Here is a 24,880-nt window from a genome sequence, read left to right as displayed (position 1 = left end):
GGCACAGAAATCTCTGCATCAGGACAGCCAGTTGCTCGCGGCCAGGGTGCCGAGCAGCCGCAGCGCTGAGGCGCTGCGATCATCCGCTGCGCGGTACACGATCAGCTGCTGACCAGGGGCTCCACGCACATCGAACGCGTGGTACGTCAACGTCAACTCACCGACCACACTGTGCCGGAACGTCTTCGCCTCATGGGTCTTGCCCCGTACGTCGTTGCGCTGCCACAGCCGGCGGAACTCCGCGCTGGCAGCGCCCACCTCCTCGACCAGGTCGTGGGCCCGCCGGCGGTGCGGGTCGTGACCGAGGGCGAGGCGCAGGTTCGCCACGCACGCCTCGGCGGAGCGGCGCCAGTCGACGAAGAAGGTCCGGCCGGCCCGGTCCAGGAACGTCATCCGCACCAAGTTGTCCGGCTCGGTGAAGTCGGCGTAGAACGCGTCGGCGAGCGCGTTGCCGGCCAACAGGTCGAGCCGACGGTCGACCACGATCGCCGGGGTGTCCGGCCAGGCGTCGAGCAGCTCCCGTAGACCTTGGTCTACCTGCGGGCGGGCCGGTGCCGGGTGTGACGTCGGCCAGCCGGAACAGGTGGTCGCGGGCGTCGGCGTCGAGATCGAGCGCCCTGGCCACGGCATCCAGCACCGACGCCGACGGGTGGCGTTCCCGGCCCTGCTCCAGTCGGGTGTAGTAGTCGACGCTCACCCCGGCCAGCACCGCGACCTCTTCGCGGCGCAGGCCGGCGACCCGCCTGGTGCCGCTGAAGGTCAACCCGACATCGCCCGGCGTGAGCCGGGCCCGTCGGGCCACCAGAAAGGCGCCGAGCGCGGTGGTGGGCATGCCACCCACGCTAACCAGCGCAAGCTCCGGCCATCCAGGGTGCACCACACCCTGGTTACGCCCGGCCTGGTTGGCCGTCGCACCGGCCCGCACGGTGGACAGGTCCCACCCTGCGACAAGGAGCGAACCATGACGTTGTTCAGCGGTGGCGCGGTCGTCACGATGGACCCGACGATCGGTGACCTTGCCTCCGGTGACGTGCTCATCAGCGGCGACCGGATCGTCGCCGTCGGCACGGACCTGCGGTCGCACCCGGAAGCGGCCGGCGCGACCGTCGTCGACACTACCGGCGGCATCGTCTGCCCCGGCTTCGTCGACACCCACCGGCACGCCTGGCAGGCGCAGCTGCGCCGCAGCATCCCCGACGTGGGCGACCTCGGCGAGTACGTGATGTCGACGCTGGCCGGCGTCGCACCCGCGTACACCCCGAACGACATGTACGTCGGCACCCGGCTCGCGGCGCTCACCGCCCTCGACGCCGGCATCACCACGATGCTCGACTTCTCGCACAACTCCCGCACTGCGGCTCACTCGGACGCGGCGGTGCAGGCGCTGGTCGACACCGGCATCCGGGGCGTGCACGCCTCGATGGGTCCACACTTCGGCGACTGGGACAAGCAGTGGCCCGCCGACCTGGTCCGGCTGCGGGAGAAGTTCCACGGCGCCAACGACGCTCTGGTGACCGTACGGCTGGCGGCGCTGGCCACCGACGAGATCGCCGGATCGGCGTTGGCGTACGGGCCGGAGCTGGCGGCACTTGCTCGCGATCTCGGCATCGGTGTCAGCATCGACGCCGTGTTCGGCGAATTCTCGTCGGCGGCGATCGAGAGCTGGGCGACCGCTGGTCTGCTTGGCCCGGACGTGACGCTGATCCACGCCACCGGGCTCACCGGGCAGGCGTGGCAGACGATCGGTGCCACCGGGACCACCGTGTCGCTGGCCCCGACGTCGGAGGCGCAGATCGGGCTGGAGACGGCGGTGCCGGCGATCGACGAGGCACTGGCCGTCGGCGTGCGACCCGGGCTCAGCATCGACGTCGAAGTGGCGCTGGCCAGCGACATGTTCACCCAGATGCGGGCGCTGCACGCGATCCAACGGATGCGCGCGGTGCACGCCGCGTACGGCACGGATCACCCCGTGGGGCAGCGGATCACCACCCGCGACGTGCTGGACTTCGCCACCGCGCAGGGCGCGCGGACCAACGGGCTCGGCGACGTCACCGGCTCGATCAGCCCCGGCAAGCAGGCGGACCTGCTGGTGGTCCGGGCCGACGACGTCAACACGATGCCGCTCAACGACGCGGTCGGCACGCTGGTGCTCGGCGCCGACGCCCGCAACATCGACACGGTCGTGGTCGGTGGCCGGGTCCGTAAGGCGGGCGGCCGGCTGGTCGACGTCGACGTCGACATCGACGAACTACGCCGTACGGTGACCGCCTCCCGCGACGCGATCCGCCGGAGGGTTGCCGGGTAGCGGCGACCTGAACTCGGTCTACCAGGCGACGACGCCCTGGGTGGACGGCTGGATCGAGCCGATCTGCACGTCGGCGATCGGCAACTCGCCGACTGCCTCTTCGCCGTCCAGACCGACGGTCCGGGCGACCACCGTCGTGCTGTCACCGGGCGCGCCGACCCGGACCGTGGTCGCCACCGCGCAGTCGGTCGACGCCGGGTCGCAGGTAACCCACTTGACGCCGGCGAACGCGGACTCGCCCGGATCGAGGTCGGTCGCCACGGGCGGCCCGGGCTGCTCCACCTGCTGCTGTGCGACGTCGACCGGGCTGCGGTCGGCGCGCTCGAAGGCCAGCGTCACCCAACCGTCGAGCTGACACGGTGCCGCTGAGTCGTTGGTCAGCGCCAGCATCGCCACCCCGGCCTTCTGGAAGATCACGTCGACGGCCAGGTCGGTACTGGCGCAGGCGGCCGTACCGCCGTCACCCGGCGCGTCGGATCCGGTGCCGGACGGGTCGGCATCGGCGGTCGGCGCTGCGCTGGCGGTCGGCGACGTGTCGGTGGTCGGCTCCGCATCTGGCGCGGCGTCGCCGCAGGCGGCGAGGGTCAGCGCGGCGGGGATCAGACAGGCCACGGCGGCGGTACGGGCAACACGCATGGAGGGCTCATTCCTCTCGACAACGGGTGGCTGTCGGCGACAGCCATGTTGATCGGCATCGGACCGTACCGCCGGATGTGCCCCGCGACCATGTGCCAGAAACCGGTCACATGCCAGGAAAGCACCACGATGCCAGGTGTGCCAGGTCCTTCGCTCCGCCGGTGGACACCCGCTCCGGCGCGGGCCGATCGTCGACCGGCGCAGCGATGTCGCGGGCGATCCGGCGTACCCCGGTGGTGGCGTCCAACCGCGACGTCCACATCTGCCAGCGGTCCGACCCACGGCCGCGTAGCCGCCGGTCGACCGTGGCGTCCACATCGGCGGCGGTCGGCTGGGCGGCGAACACCCCGTCGAGATACTCGACCAGGCCGTACCGTCGGCCGCCGCGATCGTCCACCCGATGGCAGTACGCCAGCACCCATGCGTCCTCGCAGCAGCGTACGGCGTACAGGTCGCCGGCGCGGACCTCGCCGCGCAGCGCCACCGGCAGCGGCGCCGACCGGGCACCACGCCGCGCTGACACCGGCTTCGCTGACACTGAGGTCGGTGCCGGCGGTCGGTCGGCTGGCCGGGGCAGGTGCCCGAACAGCCGCCGCGCCAGCGACTCGGTCACCCCGTCGGCGGCCCGCCAGAACGACAGCGGCGCGTCCACCTCGACCCGGGCGCTCGGCCGCCGGTCCCGATCGCGGGCCGTGGTGAACGCGGTCAGCATCCCCGGATGGTCCGCCGTCTGCAGGACGCCGACGAAGGCGAGATCCTCCAACAGCGACCGGTACGTCCACTTGTCGGCACCGGGCAGCAGCCCGGCTGCCCGCAGCGCCTGCACCGCCCCGCCGGCCCGGGTCGTGGCCGGCAGCGAGCGGATCACGTCGAGGATCTCGTGCAGCACCCACACGTCGTACGGCTGCGGTGCCGGCAGCGGCGGGGTCGCCGACTCCAACGTCAGCAGGTAGCCGCACACGTCGCCGGGCAGCAGTGACCCGGACCGGGCCCGCTGCCACCAGGCGAGCGTGGTGTCGAGGGTCGTCTCGGCGGTCAGGGAGCAGACGTCGCAGCATCGGTCGCCGATCGGACCCGGATGCGCCGGCATGGTGGTGCCGAGCGCCCACGCCGGCAGCACCGCCCGCCAGCTGCGCGACGCGCTGCCCAGCCCGGCGACGAAGGCGTCGGCGGCGACCCGTTCCGGTACGGCGGCAGCGAGCCGGCGCAGTCCGGTGACCGCGTCGTCGTGCTCGAACCGGCGGAAGGTGTTCGGCGCCAGGCCGTGCGCGGCAAGTGCGGCCAGGTCGGCGGCGGGGATCGTCGACGGTACGCGGTGCACGTGTTGCCCGGCGTCGTCGACGTGGCTGTTCGCTGCGGCGTACACCCTGCTCAGCAACCCGATGATCTCGCCGACGTCCACGCGCCCCGAGGCTACCGCCGCCCCGCCACCGATCGACACCCGAGGGTGGTGCAAAAGTGCACCGCCCCCGGGTGTGTTGTAGGCACGGCATACCCGGGATGCGGAGTGCGACGTTGACCGTACACACCTTTACTCTCGTGCTCGATCGAAGTCCGACAGACGACGAGGTCGATGCCCTGTTCGCCGCCGCCGGATGTGACGACGCGGCCTTCGGCGTCGAGGGCGGACTCCCCGTCGCGGAGTTCGACCGGCAGGCGGACACCATCGCGGACGCGATCGCGACAGCCGTCCGAGCCGTCGAGTCGGTCGGCCTTACCGCGCTGCGGCTGATCGACCAGGACCTGGTGACGCTGGCGGACATCGCGCAGCGAGTTGGCCAGAGCTGGGAGTCGATCCGTCGGTACGTCACCGGTGAGCGTGGCCCCGGCGGTTTCCCGCCGCCGGTCAATCCGGCCCGCGACGGCGCGCTGTTCTACCGGTGGAGCGAGGTCGCCCCCTGGGTCAGCCGGCACCTCGGAATCAGTGTGCCGCAGGTCGACCCGTCACTGGTCGTGGCCAACCTGGTGTTGCAGGCTCGGCAGCACCGTGGCCAGGTGCCGCACATGGCGGCGTTGTCGGACCTTTTGGCGGCCTGAACCAGGGTCACTGCCCGACCTGGGTCACGGCGTAGCGGGTCGGGCGGTGTCCGGGGCGCAGGGCGCGCAGCGCGTTGAGGATCACCGCGACGTCGATACCCTCCTGGGTGAACGCGCCGGCCACCGGCGGCAGCAGGCCGAACGCGGCGACCGCCATCGCCACCACCGCCAGGCCCATGCCGACCGAGGCGCTCTGCACCGCGATCCGCCGGGACCGGTGGGCGATGTCGACCGCGTCGGCGAGCCGGTCCAGCCGGTCACCGGTCAGCACCGCGTCGGCGACCCCGGCCGCGGCGCTGGTTCCGGTGCCGCCGACCGCCACGCCCACGTGGGCGGCGGCCAACGCCGGGGCGTCGTTCACCCCGTCGCCGACCATCACTGTCACCGCGCGGGCCGACTCGTCGCGTACCCGGGCGGTCTTCTCCTGTGGCGGGCAGTGCGCCACGATGTCGTCCACCTCGACCTGCGCGGCGACCTGCTCGGCCACCTCCCGACGGTCGCCGGTCAGCATGACCAGCCGGGTGAACCCGGACTGCCGCAGCCGCCGCACCGTGCCGGCGGCATCGGGCCGCACCGGGTCGCGCAGCAGGATCGCCCCGGCGGGTACGCCGTCCACGCCGACCCACACCGCCGACAGCCCGTCGGCTTCGGCCCGGTCCCGGACCTGGACCGCCCAGTCCGGCAGCGGCCCGTCCGGCTGGCCGACCCGCACCGTACGGCCGTCGACCCGGCCGTGGACGCCCCGGCCGGGATCCTCGGTGACCTCGGCCGGGGCGGTCAACCGCAGGCCCCGGTCGCCGGCGGCCCGGACCACCGCGCCGGCCAGTACGTGCGGGGAGAGCTGTTCCACCGAGGCGGCCAGCCGCAGCAGCTCGGTCGGGTCGGCCCCGTCGCCGGTGACCACGTCGGCGGTCTCCGGCCTGCCGGTGGTCAACGTCCCGGTCTTGTCGACCAGCAGGGTACGGGCGTGGCCGAGCTGCTCCAGCGCACCGCCGTCGCGGACCAGCACGCCGCGGCGTGCGGCGCGGGACAGCCCGGCGACGATCGCGACCGGGGTGGCCAGCAGCAACGGGCAGGGGGTGGCGACGACCAGTACCGCGACCGCGCGGACGAACTCACCGGAGACGATCCAGCCGGCCCCGGCCAGCACCAGGGTGAACGGGACGAAGGCGGCGGCGTACCGGTCGGCCAGGCGTACCGTCGGTGCCTTGCCGGCACCGGCCTCGGTGGCCAGCCGGACGATCCCGGCGTACGTGCTGCCCTGCGCGGTCTCGACGGCGCGCAGCGCGAACGCGGTCCCGGCGTTGACCACCCCGCTGGCGACGCGTTCCCCGGCGGCCCGCTCCACCGGCCGCGACTCGCCGGTCACCACCGACTCGTCGAGGGTGGCCGGCTCCTCGGCGACGCCGTCGACCGGGACCACGTCCCCGGGGCCGACGACCAGCCGGTCCCCGGTGGCGATCTCACCCACGTCGACGGTGGCGACGGTACCGTCGGCGGCCCGCCGCCGGGCGGTACGCGGCGCGTGCGCGACGAGCGCCTGCAGGTCCCGGCCGGCCCGTCGCTGCGCGTACGTCTCCAGGGTGTGCCCGCTGGCCAGCATCAGCGCCACCACCGCGCCGGCCAGGTATTCGCCGGCCAGCAGCGCGCCGACCAGGGCGAGTACGGCGATGACGTCGACGCCGATCCGCCGCCGGCGCAGCGACTGACCCATCCAGCGCAGCGCCGGCAGCAGCGCGGCGACCGTGGCGGCCGCCCACACCCCGTCGGCGGCAGGGCCGGCGCCGGCGAGCCGGAGCGTGCCGCCGGCCAGCACGACGGCGGTCAGCGCCGTCAGCGGCGCCCAGGTCCGCCAGCGGACCGACCGGTGTCCGATGGTCGGCTCGTCGTCCATCGACCCAGTCTGCCGGCCGGCGGGCCTGGCGGTGGGCGGTACGCCGGGAACGAACACGCGGGTGACCGGGGCCCCGTCCGGTCACCCGCCGCCTGACCGTAGTAAGCCGTCGCTACCCGCGAACCCGCGTGGACCAGTACATCGGCCGGCATCCTCTCTGTCCGGTGTGCATCCGTACACGTTCAGGGTGCGTTGTCGACCGGGGGCAGGAGGGTGATCACGATCATCTCCGTACATCGGCGTACACCGACTAGCATCCGCTGCGGAGCGGGTCGTCGCACGGCGGGTCGCCACAGTGCTGGCTGACCAGTGAGGGTCGTGAGAGTCGCGATGGTGCATAGAGTGGACACGCGGCCGCCCGACCGGCTGGTACGCGATGCCGCCGGGGTACGGACAGTGGACGACCTCGCCGCGTTGCTGAGGGCGTTGCGGCGGCGGCACGCCCGCCGCGAGGGCCAGCGGGTGCTGTCCTACCGGGTGCTGGCCACCCGCGCCGGCTGGTCGCACACGGCGGTGGCGGAGTATCTCACCGGGAAGACGCTGCCGCCGACGGACCGGTTCGACGTGCTGGTCGGGTTGCTCGGTGCCAGTCCGATCGAGCGGGGGGTGCTGGCCAGCGCCCGGGACCGGGTCGACGAGCGCCGTCGCGTCACCGTGCCGGCGGAGCCGGCGGTCGACCCGGTGGTCCGGGTGGTGCCCCGGCAGCTACCGCCCGCGCTGGGTCACTTCAGCGGCCGCCGTACCGAGATGGCTCAGCTTGACCGGCTTGCGCCGGACACCGGGCCGGCGCGGCGGACCGCCCCGGCCGGTACGGTCCGGATCGTGGCGGTCAGCGGCACCGCCGGGGTCGGCAAGACGACCCTCGTCGTGCAGTGGGCGCACCAGGTCGCCGACCGGTTCCCCGACGGGCAGCTCTACCTGAACCTGCGTGGGTTCGACCCGGACGGGTCGGTGACCGAGCCGGCGACCGCGCTGCGCCTGCTGCTCGACGCGTTGGGCGTACCGCCGGCCCAGGTGCCGGACGACCCGGACGCGCAGGCTGCGCTCTACCGCACCACGTTGGCCGGTCGTCGGCTGCTGATCGTGCTGGACAACGCCCGTGACAGTGCTCACGTACGGATGCTGCTGCCCAGTTCGCCGCAGTGCCTGGTGGTGGTGACCAGCCGGAACCAGCTCACCGGGCTGGTCGCCGCGCACGGCGCCCAGCCGTTGACCCTCGATCTGCTGCATCCGGCGGACGCGGCGGAACTGCTGCGGCGCCGGATCGGCCATCGGCGGTGCGCCGCCGAGCCGGCGGCGGTGGGCGGGATCGTCGCCCGGTGCGCCGGCCTGCCGCTGGCGTTGGCGGTCGTCGCGGCGCGTGTCGTCATCGCCCCGCAGATGCCGTTGGCGGCGCTCGCCGCCGAGCTGCGGGTCGCCCAGCACCGCCTCGACGCGCTGGCACCGGACGATCCGCAGCTCGGGGTCCGCGCTGTCTTCTCCTGGTCGTACCAGGCGCTGAGCCCGTCGGCGGCGCAGCTGTTCCGGCTGCTCGGCATCCACCCCGGTCCGACCGTGTCGGCCCCGGCGGCCGCGAGTCTCGCCGGTCTGCCGGTGGCCCGGGTGCGACCGTTGCTCGCCGAGCTGGTCCGGGCGAACCTGCTGAACGCGTGTCCCGGCGGGCGTCACGGTCTGCACGACCTGCTGCGGGTCTACGCCGCAGAGCGGGCCCGGCAGCTGGAAACCGGGTCGGCGCTCGACGCCGCCCTGCGGCGGCTGGTCGACCACTATGTCCACAGTGCCTATCATGCCGACCGAACCCTGCAGCCGAACCCCGCTCCGCCGGTGCCCGGTCCGGCCCGCCCCGGCGTCGTCGCCGAGTACCCGGCGGACAGCGAAGCGGCCCTGACCTGGTTCACCATCGAGCAGACCAACCTGGATGCGGTCTTCGACGCGGCTGTCGTCGCCGGGCTGGGGGCCGAGGCGCTGCACCTGACTCAGGTGGCGTACACCTATCTGGACCGGGGTGGGCACTGGTCGGCGCTGACCGTCATGCAGCGGTCCGCGTTGCAGTTGGCCCGGCGGGTCGGCGACATCGCCGCGGAGGCGGTGGCGAATCGCAACCTGGCCCGCGCGTACCTGCGGACCAACCGGCACGCCGAGGCGCATCATCACCTTGAAGCTGCCTTGGAGCTGGAGCAGAGCCGGGGGGATCTCGCCCGGCAGGGGCTCACCCACCTGCACCTGTCGTTGCTGCGGGAGCGCCAGGACCGGCACCGCGACGCGTTGGCGCACGGGCGGACGGCGTACGAGCTGTACGCGGCGGCCGGTGACCGGCGGGGGGAGGGCAAGGCGCTCAATGTGGTCGGCTGGCAGCACGCCCGGCTCGGCGAGTACGCCGAGACGCTCGACTGGTGCGGGCGGGCGTTGCAGCTGCTGCGGGAGCTTGGTGACTGGCCCGGGCAGGCGAGTACCTGGCACAGCCTGGGGTACGCGTACCAGCATCTCGGTGACCCGGACGAGGCCGCCGTCTGCTACCAGGAGGCGCTGGAGCTGTTCCGTCGGCTCGGTGACCGGCATCTGGAGGCGCTGGTGCTCAGCGACCTGGGCGACGTCGGCTACGACACCGGAGATCTGGCGGCGGCCGAGGCGTGCTGGGGCGCGGCAGTGGGCATCCTGGACAGTTTGCGGCATCCCGACGCCGAGCCGGTCCGTGCCCAGCTGAACGGGTTGACGGGCCGGGGTTGACGCGGGGCCGGGGCGATGCAAACATCGGACCCCGATGTTTGCGCAAACATCACGTGGCTGTGGTCGATGTTTGCGCAAACAAGGCCTTCGGCTACCAAGGGTTGGGCGTGATGACCATTCCTCAGGCGCGACCCCGCAGGCTGCCGCGCCGGCGCTCGCTGGCCGGCTGGCAGTTCGTCGCGCCGTTCATGCTGGTCTTCGCGCTCGTCTTCATCGCGCCGATCGGCTACGCGATCCACCTCAGCCTCTACCGGCGGCAACTGATCGGCGGCAACTCCTTCGTCGGGCTGGACAACTACCAGCGGGCGCTGACGGACCCGCAGTTCTGGTCGGCGCTCGGCCGGGTGGCCGTCTTTCTCGCCGTCCAGGTGCCGATCATGCTGTTCCTCGCGCTGCTGGTGGCGCTGGCCATCGACAGCGGCCGGTTGTACGGCAGGAGCTTCTTCCGGGTCGCGGTCTTCCTGCCGTACGCCGTACCGGCCGTCGTCGCCACGTTGATGTGGGGCTTCATGTACGGCACCCGGTTCGGGCTGGTCGGCAACATCAACGACGCGCTCGGCGTGACGCTGCCCGACCCGCTGCACCCCGACCTGGTGCTGCTGTCCATCGGCAACATCGTCACCTGGGAGTTCGTCGGTTACAACATGGTCATCTTCTATTCGGCGCTGCGTGTGGTTCCGACGTCGCTGTACGAGGCGGCCGAGGTCGACGGCGCCGGTCAGCTGCGGGTCATCCGCGCCATCAAACTGCCGGCCATCCGGGGCGCACTGGTCGTCGCCACCATCTTCTCCATCATCGGCAGCTTCCAGCTGTTCAACGAACCGAGCATCCTGCAGCACCTGGCACCCAACGCGATCACCACCTACTTCACCCCCAACCTGTACGCGTACTCGCTGTCGTTCTCCGGGCAGCAGTACAACTACTCGGCAACTGTCGCCATCGTGATGGGTCTGGTGACCATGGCGATCGCGTACCTTGTCCAGCTGCGCGGCATCCGGGAGGGGCAGTGACGCCCGGCCCCGCCCGGGTGCGGCGGCCCGCCCCCACCCGGGTGCGCAGACCCGGACGTAGCCTGACCCTGACCGCGCTGACCGGGATGGTCCTCGTCTACAGCCTCGTCCCGCTCATCTGGCTGCTGGTCAACGCCACCAAGTCGCAACAGGGCCTGTTCTCGTCGTTCGGTCTGTGGCTAGCCGACGACTTCGCACTGTGGGACAACGTCGTCGAGACGTTGCGCTACGACGACGGGATCTTCCTCCGCTGGCTGGGCAACACCCTGCTGTACGTGGTCGCCGGGGCCGGCGGCGCCACCCTGCTCGCCACCCTCGGCGGGTACGGCCTGGCCAAGTTCGACTTCGTCGGCCGACGGGCGGTCTTCGCGATCGTCATCGGCGCGGTCGCCGTGCCCGGCACCGCACTGGCCGTGCCGACCTTCCTGATGTTCAGCCGCCTCGGCCTGACCAACACCCCGTGGGCGGTGATCATCCCGTCGCTGATCACACCGTTCGGGCTCTACCTGATGTGGGTCTTCGCCGCCGAGGCGATCCCCGACGAGATGCTGGAGGCGGCGCGCTGTGACGGGGCGAGTGAGATGCGCACTCTGTTCCAGATCTGCCTGCCGCTGCTGGCTCCCGGCATCGTCACGGTGCTGCTGTTCAGCATGGTCGCCACCTGGAACAACTACTTCCTGCCGCTGATCATGCTGAAGGACCCGGACTGGTACCCGCTGACCCTCGGCCTGGACGCCTGGAACGCCCAGGCCGCCACCGCCGGCGGTCAGCCGGTGTTCCACCTGGTCATCACCGGGTCGCTGCTGACCATCCTGCCGCTGTTGGCAGCCTTCCTGCTCCTGCAGCGCTACTGGCAGTCGGGTCTGGCCGCCGGCGGCGTCAAGGAGTGACCACCCATCACCGAAGGGACACCCCATGAACGGCACCACTGTGCGGGCGGTCGCGATCGCTGCGGCGGCCACCCTGGCGCTGGCCGGTTGCGGCTCCGGCGACGACCCGACCGGCTCCGCCGGTGACGAGCAGGTCTCCGCCGCCGACGTGCAGGCCGCCCTGGAGGCCGGCGGCGAGTTGACCGTCTGGGCCTGGGAGCCGACCCTCGCCGAGGTCGTCACCGACTTCCAGACCGCCTACCCGAACGTGACCGTGGAGCTGGTCAACGCCGGCACCGGCGACGACCAGTACACCGCCCTGCAGAATGCGATCGCCGCCGGTGACGGGCTGCCCGACGCCGCCCAGATCGAGTACTACGCGCTGCCGCAGTTCGCCCTCGCCGGGTCGGTCACCGACCTCACCGGCTACGGGGCCGGCGACCTGGCCGACACCTTCACCCCCGGACCCTGGTCGTCGGTGAACACCGGCGGCGGCGTCCACGGTCTGCCGATGGACTCCGGCCCGATGGCGCTGTTCTACAACCAGGAGGTGTTCGACGAGCACGGCATCGACGTGCCGGCCACCTGGGCGGAGTACGTCGACGCCGCCCGCGAACTGCACCGGGCCGACCCGCAGGTGTACATCACCAACGACGTCGGCGACGCCGGATTCACCACCAGCCTGATCTGGCAGTCCGGCGGCCAGCCGTTCCAGGTCGACGGCACCGAGGTGCGCATCGACTTCACCGACGACGGCTCGGCCCGGTTCGCCGACACCTGGCAGCAGCTGATCAGCGAGGACCTGCTCGCCCCGGTCAGCCCGTGGAGCGACCAGTGGTACCAGGGGCTGGCCGACGGGACCATCGCCAGCCTCGCCACCGGCGCCTGGATGCCGGCCAACCTGATCTCCGGCGTCGCCGACGGTGCCGGCAAGTGGCGGGTCGCCCCGCTGCCGCAGTGGGACGCCGGCGGCACCGCCAGCGCCGAGAACGGCGGCAGTTCGCTGGCGATTCCCTCGGCTGCGGCGAACAAGGCCCTGGCGTACGGCTTCATCGAGTACGCCAACGCCGGCGACGGGGTGCAGATCCGGGTCGACGGCGGTGCCTTCCCGGCCACCACCGCGCAGCTGCAGTCGCCGGAGTTCCTCGGTACCGAGTTCGCGTACTTCGGCGGGCAGCAGGCCAACGAGATCTTCGCCGAGTCGGCCGGCAACGTCGTCGACGGCTGGTCCTACCTACCGTTCCAGGTGTACGCCAACAGCGTGTTCAACGACACCGTCGGGCAGGCATACGTGTCGGACAGCCCGCTGACCGGGGCGCTCGACGCCTGGCGGGACACCTGCGCCAGCTACGGCACCGACCAGGGCTTCACCGTCAGCTGACCCGGCGCGGACCCGGCACCGCCGCGATGGCCGGTGCCGGGCCCGCGCACCCACCCCCCAGAAGCGAGGAGACGTACGTGGCATTCGGTGGCGACTACCGCTGGCTGCGCTGGCCGGGCAACGGCGGCCCCCGGATCGGCTACGGTGCCGACTACAACCCCGAACAGTGGCCCCGGTCGGTCTGGGACGACGACGTGGCGGCCATGCGCGCCGCCGGGGTGAACATCGTCTCGCTGGCCATCTTCTCCTGGGCACGGCTGCAGCCCGGCCCGGACGAGTTCGACTTCGCCTGGCTCGACGACGTGATGGACCTGCTGCACGCCAACGGCATCGCCGTCGACCTGGCCACCGCGACCGCTTCGCCGCCGCCGTGGCTGACCGCCGCCCACCCGCAGATCCTGCCGGTCGACCGGCACGGCGCCACCGTGTGGCCCGGTGCCCGGCAGCACTGGCGGCCCACCTCGCCGATCTTCCGGGCGTACGCGCTGCGCCTGGTCCGGGCGATCGCCGAGCGCTACCGTGACCACCCGGCGCTGGCGGCCTGGCACGTCTCCAACGAACTCGGCTGCCACAACGTGTACGACTTCTCCGATGACGCCGCAGCCGCGTTCCGGACCTGGCTGCGGGACCGCTACGGCGACATCGACACGCTCAACCACGCCTGGGGTACGGCGTTCTGGTCGCAGCGGTACACCGACTTCACCCAGATCCTGCCGCCCCGGCAGGCCGCCTCCTACCCGAACCCGACCCAGCAGCTGGACTTCAAGCGGTTCTCCTCCGACGCGTTGCGGGAGCACCTGCGCGCCGAACGCGATGTGCTGCGGGCGGTCACCCCGGACATGCCGGTCACCACCAACTTCATGGTGATGGGGGAGTCGTCCGGGATGAACTATGCCGACTGGGCGGGTGAGGTCGACTTCGTCGCCAACGACCACTACGTGCACCCGGGACCGCAGGCCCTCGACGAACTGTCCTTCTCCGCCAACCTGACCGGCAACCTGGCCGGCGGACGGCCGTGGTTCCTGATGGAGCACTCCACCAGCGCCGTCAACTGGCAGCCGGTCAACCTGCCCAAACGCGCCGGAGAACTGGCCCGGGACTCGTTGACCCATGTGGCGCACGGCGCCGATGCGGTCTGCTTCTTCCAGTGGCGCCAGTCGGCGGCCGGGGCGGAGAAGTACCACTCGGCGATGCTGCCGCACGCCGGGGCCGACAGCGACCTGTTCCGCTCGGTCGCCGAGCTCGGCCGTACGCTGTCCGACCTGGCCGGTGTCGCCGGCAGCCCGCGCACGCCGGCACCGGCGGCGATCCTGTTCGACTGGGAATCGTGGTGGGCCTGCGAGCAGGACTCCCATCCGACGTCGCGGCTGCGGTACCGGCAGGAGGCGCTCGACTGGTATTCGGCGTTCCTCGCCCTCGGTATCCGGACCGACGTGCTGCCGGTCGCCGCCGATCTCTCCGGGTACCGCCTGGTGGTCGCCCCGATCCTGCATCTGGTGCCGGCGGCGCTCGCCGACCGGCTGCGCGGTTACGTCGCCGCCGGTGGTCACCTGGTGACCACCTACTTCTCCGGCATCGTCGACGAGCACGACCACATCTGGCTTGGCGGGTACCCGGGGGCGCTGCGGGATCTGCTCGGCCTGCGCATCGAGGAGTTCGGCCCGCTGCCCGACGGCGCACAGGTGGTGCTGGACACCGGCGCGACCGGGCAGCTGTGGACCGACCGCGTCACGGTGACCGATCCGCAGGTCGAGGTGTTGGCGGCGTACCGCACCGGCGAGTACGCCGGTCGGCCGGCGGTCACCCGCCGTACGGTCGGTGCCGGTTCCGCCGGCTACGTCTCCACCCGGCTCGGGGTGTCCGATCTGGCCGGTGTGCTGGCGCGGTTCGCGACGGCCGCCGGGGTGCGCAGCGACCTGCCGGAGCGGCTGCGTGGCCGGGTCGAGTTGGCCGTCCGGGGCGAGCACTGGTTCCTGATCAACCGGACCGACGAGCCGGTGTCGTTGGCCGACGTGGCGGGCGTACCGCTGGTCGGTCCGGCCGAAACGCTGCCGCCCCGGGGGGTCTCGGTACGGGCGGTGCCGACGGCGCACTGACCGGTCGTGGGATCCGGTCAGCGTGCCGTCGGCGCCGCTGGGTCAGCGTGCCGTCGGCGGGGCGGCGGTACTGGCCCGGACCACCAGGCGGGTCGGTACCAGGTTGGTGCCGGTCTGCGCGGTGCCGGTGCGGACCTGGTGCAGCACCGCCTCGACGCAGCGCCGGCCGACCTCGGCGAAGTCCTGGTGGACGGTGGTCAGCGGCGGGATGAACGAGCCGGCTTCGGCGATGTCGTCGAAGCCCACCACGCTGACGTCACGCGGCACCACCCGGCCGCGTTCGTGCATGGCCCGCAGCACCCCGAGCGCCATCTGGTCGTTGGCGACGAAGATCGCGGTGCAGTCCGGTTCGTCTGCCAGTTCGAGTCCGGCCCGGTAACCGGCCCCGGCCGACCAGTCGCCGCGGCGCAGCGCCGGCACCTGGCGGCCGGCCTGCGACAAGGTGGTACGCCAGGCGGCCGCCCGCCGCTCTGCGGCGTACGACTCCGGCGGCCCGGCGACGTGCCACACCGTACGGTGGCCGAGGTCGAGCAGATGCCGGACTGCCTGCCGGGCACCGTCGGCCTGGTTGGTGTCGACCACCCGGTAGCGGTCGCCGGCATCCGAGTCGACCACGACGAGGTGCACGTCGGGAGGTAGCAGCACGGTGCTGGTGTCGAGCAGGTGCACCTCCATGATCACGATGACCGCGTCGACCGCGAGTTCGCCGAGCCGGGTGAAGGCACCGAGCACCCGGTCCTGGGTGGGAGCGGCGACCGGGATCAGCGTGATCACGTAACCCTCGGCTGCGGCGTGGGTGGCGATCGCCTCCACGGTGTGGCTGTTGCCGGTGGTGGACAGGGTGAAGGTGATCACGCCGATGGTGCGGAACTCGCCGTACTTGAGCGCCCGGGCGGCGCTGTTGGGTCGGTAGCCGAGTTGCTGCATCGCGGCGACGACCTGCTGGCGGGTGCTGGGGACGACTCCCGGGTGCCCGGTGGACACCCGGGAGACGGTCTGGGTGGAGACCCCGGCCAGCCGGGCCACGTCGGCCATCGACACCCGGCGTGGGCGACGCCCCGGCGGGTCGGGTGCGGTCGAGCTCATCGGGCGTCGACACCTTCCTCTCCCGGTGTTGGCGATGCCCGGTGCCGGGGGTACGCCGGAAGCCGTGCTGACACTAGCAGTGCTCGCGATGTTTGCGTGAACATGGCGGGGTCCGGAGTCGCCGGCGAGCCCGCCCGCCGGGGATGATGGTCGGATGCTGCCCACCCCTCGCGCCCTGCTGCTCGATTTCGGCGGAGTCATCGTCGACGCCCCCTCGATGTCACCGCAGCCGACCCACCTGGTCGACCGGCTTTGCGCGCTCGTCGGCGACGCGTTGTCCGCCGAGCGGATCACCCGGTCGCTGATCGACGGGCAACGCGAGTACGCCGCCTGGCGGGACCGGATCGGCGAGCAGGACCGCCCCCGGGAGTACGGCCACGAACAGGTCTGGCGGGAGTTCATCACACCCGGCTGGCCGGCCCCGGCCCGCGACGCGGTGCTGCGCGAGGCGACCGCGTTGAGCTACGCGTGGACCCGGCGTGCGGACTGGGCGGTACGCCCCGGTATCCGTACCGCGTTGGACGTCGCCGCCGACGCCGGTCTGCCGCTGGCGATCGTCAGCAACACGTTGTGCGGTGCCGCGCACCGCGACTTCCTGGACGCTGTCGGTCTTGGCGACCGGTTCGCCGTACAGATCTACAGCGACGAGGCAGGGGTGCGTAAACCCAACCCTGAGGTCGCCTGGCTCGCGGCGCGGGCACTCGGCGTACCGGTGGCGGACTGCTGGTTCGTCGGGGACAGCCCGGCCCGGGACATCCCGTGCGCGCGGCGGGCCGGTGCCGGTGCCGCAGTGCTGATGGTCTCGGCCCGCACCGGTCGGGAACGCGGCCAGCCCGACGGGGTGCCGGACGTGACCGTCGACGACGGACACGGGCTGCGGCGGCTGATCGAGACCGCGTTCCCGGCCGGTGTGGACTGACGGCGCCGGCACGGGTTGCCCGGAGGTCGGTGAACGCGGTCTGCACCAGGCGTCCGGATCGCATGGACTCCCTCCTTGATGGGAGGGTATCGGCGCGCCGTTCCGCCCGACGACCATCGAACGACGACCGGTTCCCAGCGTGCACCACCGCTGCCGGTGCAGGCGTACCCCCTCAGCGGAATTGCCTGTGCCGTAGGCCTTTTCCGGGTCGGAGCGCCAATTGGGCAGTGTTGGCGTCGGATAGGAATGGCTTGCGTCTATGATGGAAAGGCATGGACATTTTGCGCGAAACGGTGGCGCTTTGCCGTTTTTCCGTGCACAGTGTTTCCGTGAGCGACAGCGGACCTGATGGCGAGTACTTCTGGTGCCTGCGTCATCAGCGCGTGGAGTCCGGGGCGGACCTGTGTGCCGCCAAGTACCGGCTCGGTCCCTACGCCTCGAAGGCCGAAGCTGAGCAGGCGCTGCAGCGGGTGTCGGAACGTAACGAGGAGTGGGAGACCGAGGACGCCCGCTGGACCGGGGAGCAGGACTAGGCCGGTCCGGCCTACCTGGGTCGGATTCCGGAGACTCCACAGTCTCCATAGGGGACAAATCCATTGAAAGTCCGCAAGGAGGAGAAAGCCATGGTTGCTGGCACCAAAGCCGCGACCCGTCCCGCCACCCGGCGGGCGTCGAGCACCGGCACCACGAAGACCGCGGCGAAGAAGACGAGCCCGGCAGCGAAGAAGACGTCCGCACGGAAGGCGTCCGCGACGGCGGCAAGGAAACCCGCTACGAAGAAGACCAGCCCGACGGCGCGCAAGACGAGCCCGACGGCGAAGAAGGCTGCGGCCGAGAAGACCAGCCCGGCGGCGCGCAGGACGACGGCCACAACGCGCAAGACCACTCCAGCCAAGAAGACGACAGCCACCGCGCGCAAGACCAGCCCGGCGAGGAAGACCGCGACCGCAGGCAAGAGTACGGCCGCGAAAACCACGGCGACGACGACCGCGACCAGGTCCACGCCGGCCAAGGGCACCACCGGCCGGGCCGGGAAGAAGGTGGCAGCCGCGACGAAACGCACCGCTGGCCGGGTGCAGCGAGCCACTTCACCGAAGAACGCCACCCCCGCTCAGCGGGGTACCGCCAAGAAGGCGGCGGCCACCCGGAAGACCGCGAAGAAGACCACCAAGAAGGCGGGGACCCAGACCGCCCGCAAGGCTGGCCGCTGACCAGGGCGCACGGCCGCCGCATCGGCACACCCTGACCTACCGGCCGCCGACGCGCCACCGGCGCGTCCGTGGCGGCCGGCTGATTAGGAATGATCCGTGCCGTTGCCCCGCCTGACCGCGTCCCGGATCGACTTCCGCGCGTTGCGCCGCGAGCTGGAACTGCCCACCGCGTTCCCGCCCGCGGCGCAACGCGAGGCGGACGAGGCTGCGTCGCGCGTACCGCCGCCGGAGGCCGACCTCCGACGCCGTCCGGCCGGCCGTCGTGTGGACGCTCGACCTGGCCGCCGACGGCGCACTGGTCGACACCCGGCTGGAACGCGCCCGGGTCCGCAGCCGGGCGCAGCTCGACTACCCGACCGTGCACGCCGCACTGACCGCCGGTCGGCTCGCTGAGCTCGCCGAGCCGATCGCCCGGCTGCCGCGCATCGGCGGGCTGCTGAGCGCGCGGGCGGCGGCGCGGGGCGCGGTCGCGCTCCCGCTGCCCGACCAGGACGTCGAACCAGCCGGCCACGGCTGGCGACTGGTGCTGCGTCAACCGCTGCCGATCGAGGAGCACAACGCCCAGATCTCGCTGCTCACCGGAATGGCTGCCGCCGACATCATGCTGCGGGCCGGCGTCGGTCTGCTGCGTACCATGCCGGCACCGCAACCGGCGGCGGTGACCCGGCTGCAGGCGGCGGCCCGTGCCCTGGGTGTCTGGTGGCCGCCGGGCGCAGCCGTCGGTGAGGTCACCGCCGGAGTAGACGCGGCACAGCCGCGCGGCGCCGCGTTCCTGGACCACGCCGCCGAGCTGCTGCGCGGTGCCCGGTACACCGCGTTCGCCGGCCAGCCGCCGGCAGAATCCGGCCACGGCGGGGTCGGTGCCCCGTACGCCCACGTCACCGCGCCGTTGCGGCGGCTGGCCGACCGGTACGCCACGGAGGTCTGCCTGGCGGTGACCGCTGGCCGGGAGGTACCCCCGTCGGTCGCCGAGGCGCTGCCCCGGCTGCCGGAGGTGATGGCCGGTACCGACCGGACCGCCGGTGCGGCGGCCCGCGCCGCGATCGACTTGACCGAGGCGGTGCTGTTGGCGAACCGGGTCGGTGCGGAGTTCGACGTTGCGGTGCTGGACGCCGACCCGGGCACCGCGAAGCGGGCGCCGCGCGGCACCGTCGCCCTCGACGAGCCGGCGGTGATCGCCCGCTGCACTGGCGCTCCACCGGTCGGCGAACGGGTCCGGGTCCGGCTGGTCACCGCCGACCCGGCCAGCCGGCGGGTGATCTTCCGGTACCCGGCCGACGAGCCTGGACCGGTCCCCGTCGCGGACGGCGGCTGACCACATCTCGGAGCAGGTGGTGGCCGGTGCGGAACCGGGTGGTGGTCGACGTCACGGTCCGGTCCCGTGCGGCCGTCCGGTGGGTGAGGATGAGCGGATGGGATATGACGCCAGCACACTGCCCGACGTCTCCGGCCTCACGGTCGGCATTATCGGCGGCACCGGCGACCAGGGACGGGGCCTGGCGTACCGGCTCGCCCGCGCCGGTCAGCCGGTCCGCATCGGGTCCCGCGACGGTACCCGGGCCGCCGCCGCGGCCAAGGAGATCGCCGCGTTGCCCGGGGTCGCGGCCGGGGTGATCAGCGGCGGCGGCAACGACGAGGTGGCCGGCGGGTCCGACTTGGTGATCATCGCGGTGCCGTGGGAGGGTCACGAGGCGACCGTCGCCGCACTGCGCGACCCGCTCGCCGGCAAGATCGTGGTCGACTGTGTGAACCCGCTCGGCTTCGACAAGCAGGGCCCGTACCCGTTGCCGGTGGCACAGGGCAGCGCCGCACAGCAGGCCGCGGCGCTGCTGCCCGACTCGCGGGTCTGCGCCGCCTTCAACCACCTGAGCGCGCCGTTGCTGGCCGACCCGAAGATCGAGCGGATCGACCTGGACGTCCTGATCTGCGCCGAGGACCGGGAGGCGGCGGCGGTCGTCGCCGCGCTCGCCGCCCGGATCCCGGACATGCGGGGCATCTACGCCGGCCGGCTGCGCAACGCGCACCAGATCGAGGCGTTCACCGCCAACCTGATCGCCATCAACCGCCGGTACAAGGCGCATTCCGGGGTGCGGGTCACCGATCTGTGAGCTCCGCCCAGTCCCGGCGGATCTCGCGATCCGCCGGGCCGGACGGTGACGGCGGTCGGTCAGAAGGTGTGTGCGGCGGTGGGGAACCGGCCGGCACGGACGTCGTCTGCGTACCGGCGGGTCGCGTCGGCGAGCACCCCGGCGAGGTCGGCGTAGGGCTTCACGAACCGCGGGGTCGGGCCGGACCGCATGCCGGACATGTCCTGCCAGACCAGCACCTGCGCGTCGGTCTCCGGGCCGGCGCCGATGCCGACCGTCGGCACCGGCAGGTCGTGGGTGATCCGCTTGGCGACCACCCCCGGCACCATCTCCAGCACCACGGCGAACGCGCCGGCCTCGGCGACCGCGTGGGCGTCGGCGATCACCTTGTCGGCGGCGTCGCCACGGCCCTGCACCCGGTAGCCGCCGATGGTGTGCTCCCGCTGCGGAGTGAAGCCGACGTGCGCCATCACCGGGATGCCGGCCCCGGTCAGCGCGGCGATCTGGTCGGCGACCCGCCGGCCGCCCTCGAGTTTGACCGCGCCGCAGCCGCCTTCCTTCATGAACCGTACGGCGGTGCGCAGCGCCTGCGTCGGCCCCTCCTCGTAGGAGCCGAACGGCAGATCGCCGACGACCAGCGCGCCCCGGGTGGCCCGGACCACGGCCCGGACCAGCGGCAGCAGTTCGTCGACGGTGACCGGCACGGTGGTCTCGTGGCCGAACACATTGTTCGCCGCGGAGTCGCCGACCAGCAGCACCGGGATGCCGGCCCGGTCGAAGATCGCGGCGGTGTACTGGTCGTACGAGGTGAGCATGGCCCACCGTTCGCCGCGTTCCTTGGCGGCGGCCAGGTCACGGGTGCGGACCCGGCGGCTGACCGGTCCGCCGTACAGTGCGACGGCCTCGGCCGGCGTGGCGGGATCGGCCGGCTCGGTGGACGTGGCTGACTGGCTGGGCCCGGCGCCCGGCGTGGATCGGGACATCGTCGTCTCCTCTCACCCTCGTGGCCGCGGTCGCGGTCCCCGGGGTACGTCCCGATGGTGCCACCGGTGGCACCGGCGCGGAGAGGCTTCAGTGCAGGAATTCACACCTCACCCGGCACCCGGTGGGTCTCATCCGTCGCCGGGCTCCCGCCACCGGTTGGTGATCGGCAGCCGTCGATCGCGGCCGAATGCCTTGATCGATATCTTGGTGCCGGGTGCCGACTGCCGCCGCTTGTATTCGGCGAGGTCCACCATCCGCAGCACCCGGTCGACCAGCGCCGGATCGTGCCCGGCGGCGACCAGGTCGTCGCGGCCGGCATCGCCGTCGATGTAGCCGGTGAGCACCCCGTCGAGGAGCGCGTAGTCGGGCAGCGAGTCGGTGTCGAGCTGACCGGGCCGCAGCTCCGCGCTGGGTGGTTTGGCGATCGAGTTCTCCGGGATCGGTGGTTCGTCGCCGCGTCGCACGGCGTCGTCGTTGCGCCACCGGGCCAGCGTCCACACCAGCGACTTCCAGACGTCCTTGATCGGGTTGAAGCCGCCGACCGAGTCGCCGTACAGGGTGGAGTAGCCGACCGCCAGTTCGCTCTTGTTGCCGGTGGTCAGCACCAGGTGGCCCTCCTGGTTGGACAGTGCCATCAGGATCACCCCGCGTACCCGGGCCTGCAGGTTCTCCACGGCCAGCCCGGAGAGCGAGATGTTGGCCAGGAACGGGTCCACCATCGGTTGGATCGGCTCGATCCGGTAGTCCAGGCCGGTCCGTTTGGCCAGTTCGGCGGCGTCGGCCCGGGAGTGTTCAGAGGAGAACTGACTGGGCAGCGAGACGCCGACGACCCGGTCCGGGCCGAGCGCGTCCACCGCGATCGCAGCCACCACCGCCGAGTCGATCCCGCCGGACAGCCCCAGCACCACCGAGGAGAAGCCGTTCTTGCGGACGTAGTCGCGCAGCCCGAGCACCAGCGCCGACCAGATCTCCGCCTCGGTCGGCAGCGGCTCGGCGACCCCGCCGCTGACCGGCCCACCCGTCGGGTCGACCGGCCGGTCACCGACCGCCACCCGGTCGACGGTCATCCGGTCCGGGCCGTCCGGGGTCTCCGGGGTGGCCGTCGCGTCGGCGGTCTCCGGGGTCGCGGCGCGGTCCTGCGCCGGGGCGTCCGCGGCCGGCAGCGTCAGGTCGTGCAGCAGCAGATGCTCGACGAACTGCGGCGCGCGGGCCAGCAGTGTGCCGTCCGCGGCGACGATCATGGAGTCGCCGTCGAAGACCAGTTCGTCCTGGCCGCCGACCAGGTTGACGTACGCCACGGTGGCGCCGGCCTCGGCGGCCCGCCGCCGCACCAGTGGCAGCCGGGCGTCGTCCTTGTCCAGCTCGTACGGCGACCCGTTGACCGTGACGACCAGGCCGACGCCGGCGCGGCGGGCGGCGGTGAACGGTCCGCCGGCCTGCCACAGGTCCTCGCAGATGGTCAACGCCACGTCGACCCCGCCGACGCGCACGACGGTCAACGCGGTGCCCGGCACGAAGTAGCGGTCCTCGTCGAAGACGCCGTAGTTGGGCAGGTGGTGTTTGAAGTAGGTGGCCGCCACGGTGCCGCCGTGCAACACGGCGAGGGCGTTGCGCGGACCCCGGCCGGGGTCGGCCTCGGCGCTGATCGCGGCCGGCCCGTCGGCGTCGAGGTAGCCGACCAGCACGGGTACGTCGCCGAACCCGTCGGCGGCCAGGTCGGCGGCGAGTTGCCCGACGCCGGACCGGGCGGCGGCGACGAACGACTCCCGGAACACCAGGTCCTCCACCGGGTAGCCGGTGAGCATCATCTCCGGGAACACGACCAGTTGCCCGCCGGCGTCCACCGCCGTACGGGTGTAGTCGCGGACCAGTCGGGCGTTGCCCGGTAGATCGCCAACGGTGGGGTTGACCTGGGCGAGGGCGATGCGCAGCGTCGGCATGTCGCTATCTTCCCCCAGCGCGACTCCGACCACCCCGCCGGTCGCAGACGCATTGCGGTGGGGACCGGTCAGGTGACTGTGCGGACATGCCCCGGTGCGCCCCGGTGATCGTGGTCTAATATCCCCTTCGTGACGATTGGTAGCAAAGAGCCGGAATGGTATGGACTGTCGGCTGGCCCCGCCAGGTGCGCGACCGGAGCGGTCCCGTAACGTCGGTGTAACGAGGTCGGTAAAGACTGGGCAGCTCAGGTGGGAGCCGACAGCACCTGGTCCTGCGCTGGAGGGCAGCAGCGCGGAGAATGGAACCGGTCCGGGCAGACCAGTGTCACGAGGGGTAGACGTGGACCGTCAGCAGGAGTTCGTGCTCCGTACTCTGGAAGAGCGCGACATCCGTTTCGTTCGGTTGTGGTTCACCGACGTGCTCGGCACGCTCAAGAGCGTCTCGGTCGCGCCGGCGGAGCTTGAGGCAGCATTCGAAGAAGGCATCGGCTTCGATGGCTCCGCCATCGAAGGGTTCGCCCGGGTCTTCGAGTCCGACATGGTCGCCATGCCGGATCCCACCACATTTCAGGTTTTCCCGTTCGAGGGCGGCGTCAGCGGCGAGAGCGCCCGGATGTTCTGCGACATCCTGCTGCCCGACGGTACGCCGTCCTGGGCTGATCCCCGGCACGTGCTGCGCCGGGCGTTGTCCCGGGCCGCCGACAAGGGCTTCACCTTCTACACCCATCCCGAGATCGAGTTCTTCCTGCTGGAGAACAGCCCGGCCGACGGGTCCACCCCGGTGCCGGTCGACTCCGGCGGCTACTTCGACCACACCACCCACGCGGTGGCCCGTGACTTCCGCCGCCAGGCGGTGCTCGCCCTGGAGCGGATCGGCATCTCGGTCGAGTTCAGCCACCACGAGGTGGCTCCCGGCCAGCAGGAGATCGACCTGCGCTACGCCGACGCGTTGACCACCGCCGACAACATCATGACCTTCCGCCACGTGGTCAAGGAGGTCGCCCTGTCGCACGGCGTCGCGGCGACCTTCATGCCCAAGCCCTTCACCGACCAGCCGGGCAGCGGGATGCACACCCACCTGTCGCTGTTCGAGGGCGAGCGCAACGCCTTCCACGACGCCGGCGATCCGATGAAGATCTCCAAGGTCGCCAAGGCGTTCATCGCCGGACTGCTGGTGCACGCCCGCGAGTACACCGCGGTCACCAACCAGTGGGTCAACTCCTACAAGCGGCTGTTCCCGCAGGCGCTGCCGGACCGGATCACCGAGTCCCCGGCGTACGTGTGCTGGGGGCACCTGAACCGGTCCGCGCTGGTGCGGGTTCCCGCGTACGGCAAGCCGAACTCGGCCCGGGTCGAGGTCCGCTCGCTGGACTCGGCGACCAACCCGTACCTGGCCTTCGCGGTGATGCTCGGCGCCGGCCTCAAGGGCATCGAGGAGGGCTACGAGCTGCCGCCGGGCTCCGAGGACGACGTGTCGGCGCTGTCCGCCGCCGAGCGCAAGGCGATGGGGTACGAGTCGCTGCCGGAGAACCTCTCCGAGGCCATCGAGGTGATGGCCAGCTCGGAGCTGATCGCCGAGGTGCTCGGCGAGCACGTCTTCGACTTCTTCCTGCGCAACAAGCGCTCCGAATGGGAGCAGTACCGCCGCGAGGTCACCCCGTACGAGCGTCGCCGCTACCTCGGCGCGCTCTGAGCAGG

At 72.0% G+C, this 24,880-nt stretch carries 21 protein-coding genes and 1 pseudogene; 13 read left to right on the top strand and 9 right to left on the bottom strand.

What is annotated here, in order from left to right; genetic code table 11:
• Nucleotides 1–18: 18 nt before the first annotated feature.
• Both O7553_RS17475 and O7553_RS30200 read right to left on the bottom strand, forming a co-directional pair.
• Nucleotides 19–630, bottom strand: a complete 612-nt coding sequence (locus O7553_RS17475; RefSeq protein WP_348650061.1) for a hypothetical protein — start codon at nucleotides 628–630, stop codon at nucleotides 19–21.
• Between the two features lie 10 nt (nucleotides 631–640).
• Nucleotides 641–832: pseudogene (locus O7553_RS30200) on the bottom strand (helix-turn-helix transcriptional regulator); the annotation flags it as partial.
• 129 nt (nucleotides 833–961) lie between these two features.
• Between O7553_RS30200 and O7553_RS17470 the strand changes: the two are divergent.
• The gene (locus O7553_RS17470; RefSeq protein ID WP_281550805.1) at nucleotides 962–2,305 is read left to right on the top strand and encodes an amidohydrolase family protein; all 1,344 of its coding nucleotides are present in this window, start codon (nucleotides 962–964) and stop codon (nucleotides 2,303–2,305) included.
• 18 nt (nucleotides 2,306–2,323) lie between these two features.
• On the opposite strand, the gene O7553_RS17465 is transcribed toward O7553_RS17470, so the two are convergent.
• Nucleotides 2,324–2,941, bottom strand: coding sequence for a DUF4232 domain-containing protein (locus O7553_RS17465; protein WP_281550804.1), 618 nt, complete (start codon nucleotides 2,939–2,941; stop codon nucleotides 2,324–2,326).
• A 106-nt stretch (nucleotides 2,942–3,047) separates the two neighbouring features.
• On the bottom strand, nucleotides 3,048–4,343 hold the full coding sequence (locus O7553_RS17460) for a hypothetical protein (RefSeq protein ID WP_281550803.1): 1,296 nt from the start codon (nucleotides 4,341–4,343) through the stop codon (nucleotides 3,048–3,050).
• A gap of 113 nt (nucleotides 4,344–4,456) precedes the next feature.
• On the opposite strand from O7553_RS17460, the gene O7553_RS17455 reads away from it, so the two are divergent.
• Entirely contained in the window at nucleotides 4,457–4,978 is a 522-nt protein-coding gene (locus O7553_RS17455; RefSeq protein WP_281550802.1) for a hypothetical protein, read from the top strand.
• 7 nt (nucleotides 4,979–4,985) lie between these two features.
• On the opposite strand, the gene O7553_RS17450 is transcribed toward O7553_RS17455, so the two are convergent.
• Nucleotides 4,986–6,872 carry a heavy metal translocating P-type ATPase gene (locus O7553_RS17450; RefSeq protein ID WP_281550801.1) on the bottom strand — a complete coding sequence of 629 codons (1,887 nt, stop codon included), beginning with the start codon at nucleotides 6,870–6,872 and terminating at the stop codon, nucleotides 4,986–4,988.
• Nucleotides 6,873–7,214: 342 nt separating this feature from the next.
• Here O7553_RS17450 and O7553_RS17445 point away from each other — a divergent pair, with 342 nt between their 5' ends.
• From O7553_RS17445 to O7553_RS17425, 5 genes are all read left to right on the top strand, one after another.
• Nucleotides 7,215–9,599, top strand: coding sequence for a tetratricopeptide repeat protein (locus tag O7553_RS17445; protein ID WP_281550800.1), 2,385 nt, complete (start codon nucleotides 7,215–7,217; stop codon nucleotides 9,597–9,599).
• Between the two features lie 110 nt (nucleotides 9,600–9,709).
• Nucleotides 9,710–10,609 carry a sugar ABC transporter permease gene (locus O7553_RS17440; protein ID WP_281550799.1) on the top strand — a complete coding sequence of 300 codons (900 nt, stop codon included), beginning with the start codon at nucleotides 9,710–9,712 and terminating at the stop codon, nucleotides 10,607–10,609.
• Entirely contained in the window at nucleotides 10,606–11,499 is an 894-nt protein-coding gene (locus tag O7553_RS17435) for a carbohydrate ABC transporter permease (protein WP_348650062.1), read from the top strand. The genes O7553_RS17440 and O7553_RS17435 overlap by 4 nt, the downstream gene beginning before the upstream one ends.
• Before the next feature lie 25 nt (nucleotides 11,500–11,524).
• The gene (locus tag O7553_RS17430; RefSeq protein ID WP_281550798.1) at nucleotides 11,525–12,859 is read left to right on the top strand and encodes an extracellular solute-binding protein; all 1,335 of its coding nucleotides are present in this window, start codon (nucleotides 11,525–11,527) and stop codon (nucleotides 12,857–12,859) included.
• A gap of 77 nt (nucleotides 12,860–12,936) precedes the next feature.
• Complete coding sequence (locus O7553_RS17425) at nucleotides 12,937–14,955, top strand: beta-galactosidase (protein WP_281550797.1); 2,019 nt, start codon at nucleotides 12,937–12,939, stop codon at nucleotides 14,953–14,955.
• A gap of 42 nt (nucleotides 14,956–14,997) precedes the next feature.
• Here O7553_RS17425 and O7553_RS17420 read toward each other — a convergent pair whose 3' ends face one another.
• Nucleotides 14,998–16,041 (bottom strand): LacI family DNA-binding transcriptional regulator, encoded by a 1,044-nt coding sequence (locus tag O7553_RS17420; RefSeq protein WP_281550796.1) that lies wholly within the window; start codon nucleotides 16,039–16,041, stop codon nucleotides 14,998–15,000.
• 154 nt (nucleotides 16,042–16,195) lie between these two features.
• Here O7553_RS17420 and O7553_RS17415 point away from each other — a divergent pair, with 154 nt between their 5' ends.
• Complete coding sequence (locus O7553_RS17415; protein WP_281550795.1) at nucleotides 16,196–16,960, top strand: HAD family hydrolase; 765 nt, start codon at nucleotides 16,196–16,198, stop codon at nucleotides 16,958–16,960.
• Between the two features lie 329 nt (nucleotides 16,961–17,289).
• The gene (locus tag O7553_RS17410; RefSeq protein WP_281550794.1) at nucleotides 17,290–17,493 is read left to right on the top strand and encodes a hypothetical protein; all 204 of its coding nucleotides are present in this window, start codon (nucleotides 17,290–17,292) and stop codon (nucleotides 17,491–17,493) included.
• 11 nt (nucleotides 17,494–17,504) lie between these two features.
• Here O7553_RS17410 and O7553_RS17405 read toward each other — a convergent pair whose 3' ends face one another.
• On the bottom strand, nucleotides 17,505–18,023 hold the full coding sequence (locus O7553_RS17405; protein WP_281550793.1) for a hypothetical protein: 519 nt from the start codon (nucleotides 18,021–18,023) through the stop codon (nucleotides 17,505–17,507).
• Nucleotides 18,024–18,033: 10 nt separating this feature from the next.
• On the opposite strand from O7553_RS17405, the gene O7553_RS17400 reads away from it, so the two are divergent.
• From O7553_RS17400 to npdG, 3 genes are all read left to right on the top strand, one after another.
• On the top strand, nucleotides 18,034–18,171 hold the full coding sequence (locus O7553_RS17400; RefSeq protein WP_281550792.1) for a hypothetical protein: 138 nt from the start codon (nucleotides 18,034–18,036) through the stop codon (nucleotides 18,169–18,171).
• A 262-nt stretch (nucleotides 18,172–18,433) separates the two neighbouring features.
• Nucleotides 18,434–19,486 (top strand): RNB domain-containing ribonuclease, encoded by a 1,053-nt coding sequence (locus O7553_RS17395; protein WP_281550791.1) that lies wholly within the window; start codon nucleotides 18,434–18,436, stop codon nucleotides 19,484–19,486.
• 97 nt (nucleotides 19,487–19,583) lie between these two features.
• On the top strand, nucleotides 19,584–20,279 hold the full coding sequence (gene npdG, locus O7553_RS17390) for an NADPH-dependent F420 reductase (RefSeq protein ID WP_281550790.1): 696 nt from the start codon (nucleotides 19,584–19,586) through the stop codon (nucleotides 20,277–20,279).
• 59 nt (nucleotides 20,280–20,338) lie between these two features.
• On the opposite strand, the gene panB is transcribed toward npdG, so the two are convergent.
• Nucleotides 20,339–21,241, bottom strand: coding sequence for a 3-methyl-2-oxobutanoate hydroxymethyltransferase (panB, locus tag O7553_RS17385; protein ID WP_281550789.1), 903 nt, complete (start codon nucleotides 21,239–21,241; stop codon nucleotides 20,339–20,341).
• Between the two features lie 129 nt (nucleotides 21,242–21,370).
• Entirely contained in the window at nucleotides 21,371–23,182 is a 1,812-nt protein-coding gene (locus O7553_RS17380) for an NAD+ synthase (RefSeq protein ID WP_281550788.1), read from the bottom strand.
• A 340-nt stretch (nucleotides 23,183–23,522) separates the two neighbouring features.
• Here O7553_RS17380 and glnA point away from each other — a divergent pair, with 340 nt between their 5' ends.
• Nucleotides 23,523–24,875, top strand: coding sequence for a type I glutamate--ammonia ligase (glnA, locus tag O7553_RS17375; protein ID WP_123602782.1), 1,353 nt, complete (start codon nucleotides 23,523–23,525; stop codon nucleotides 24,873–24,875).
• Nucleotides 24,876–24,880 lie beyond the last annotated feature (5 nt).

Origin of the sequence: Solwaraspora sp. WMMA2059, from assembly GCF_027497315.1 — a bacterium.
In the GTDB taxonomy this organism is placed as follows: domain Bacteria; phylum Actinomycetota; class Actinomycetes; order Mycobacteriales; family Micromonosporaceae; genus Micromonospora_E.
Note: the sequence above shows the minus strand (reverse complement) of the source record. Positions and strands in the feature narration are given on the sequence as shown.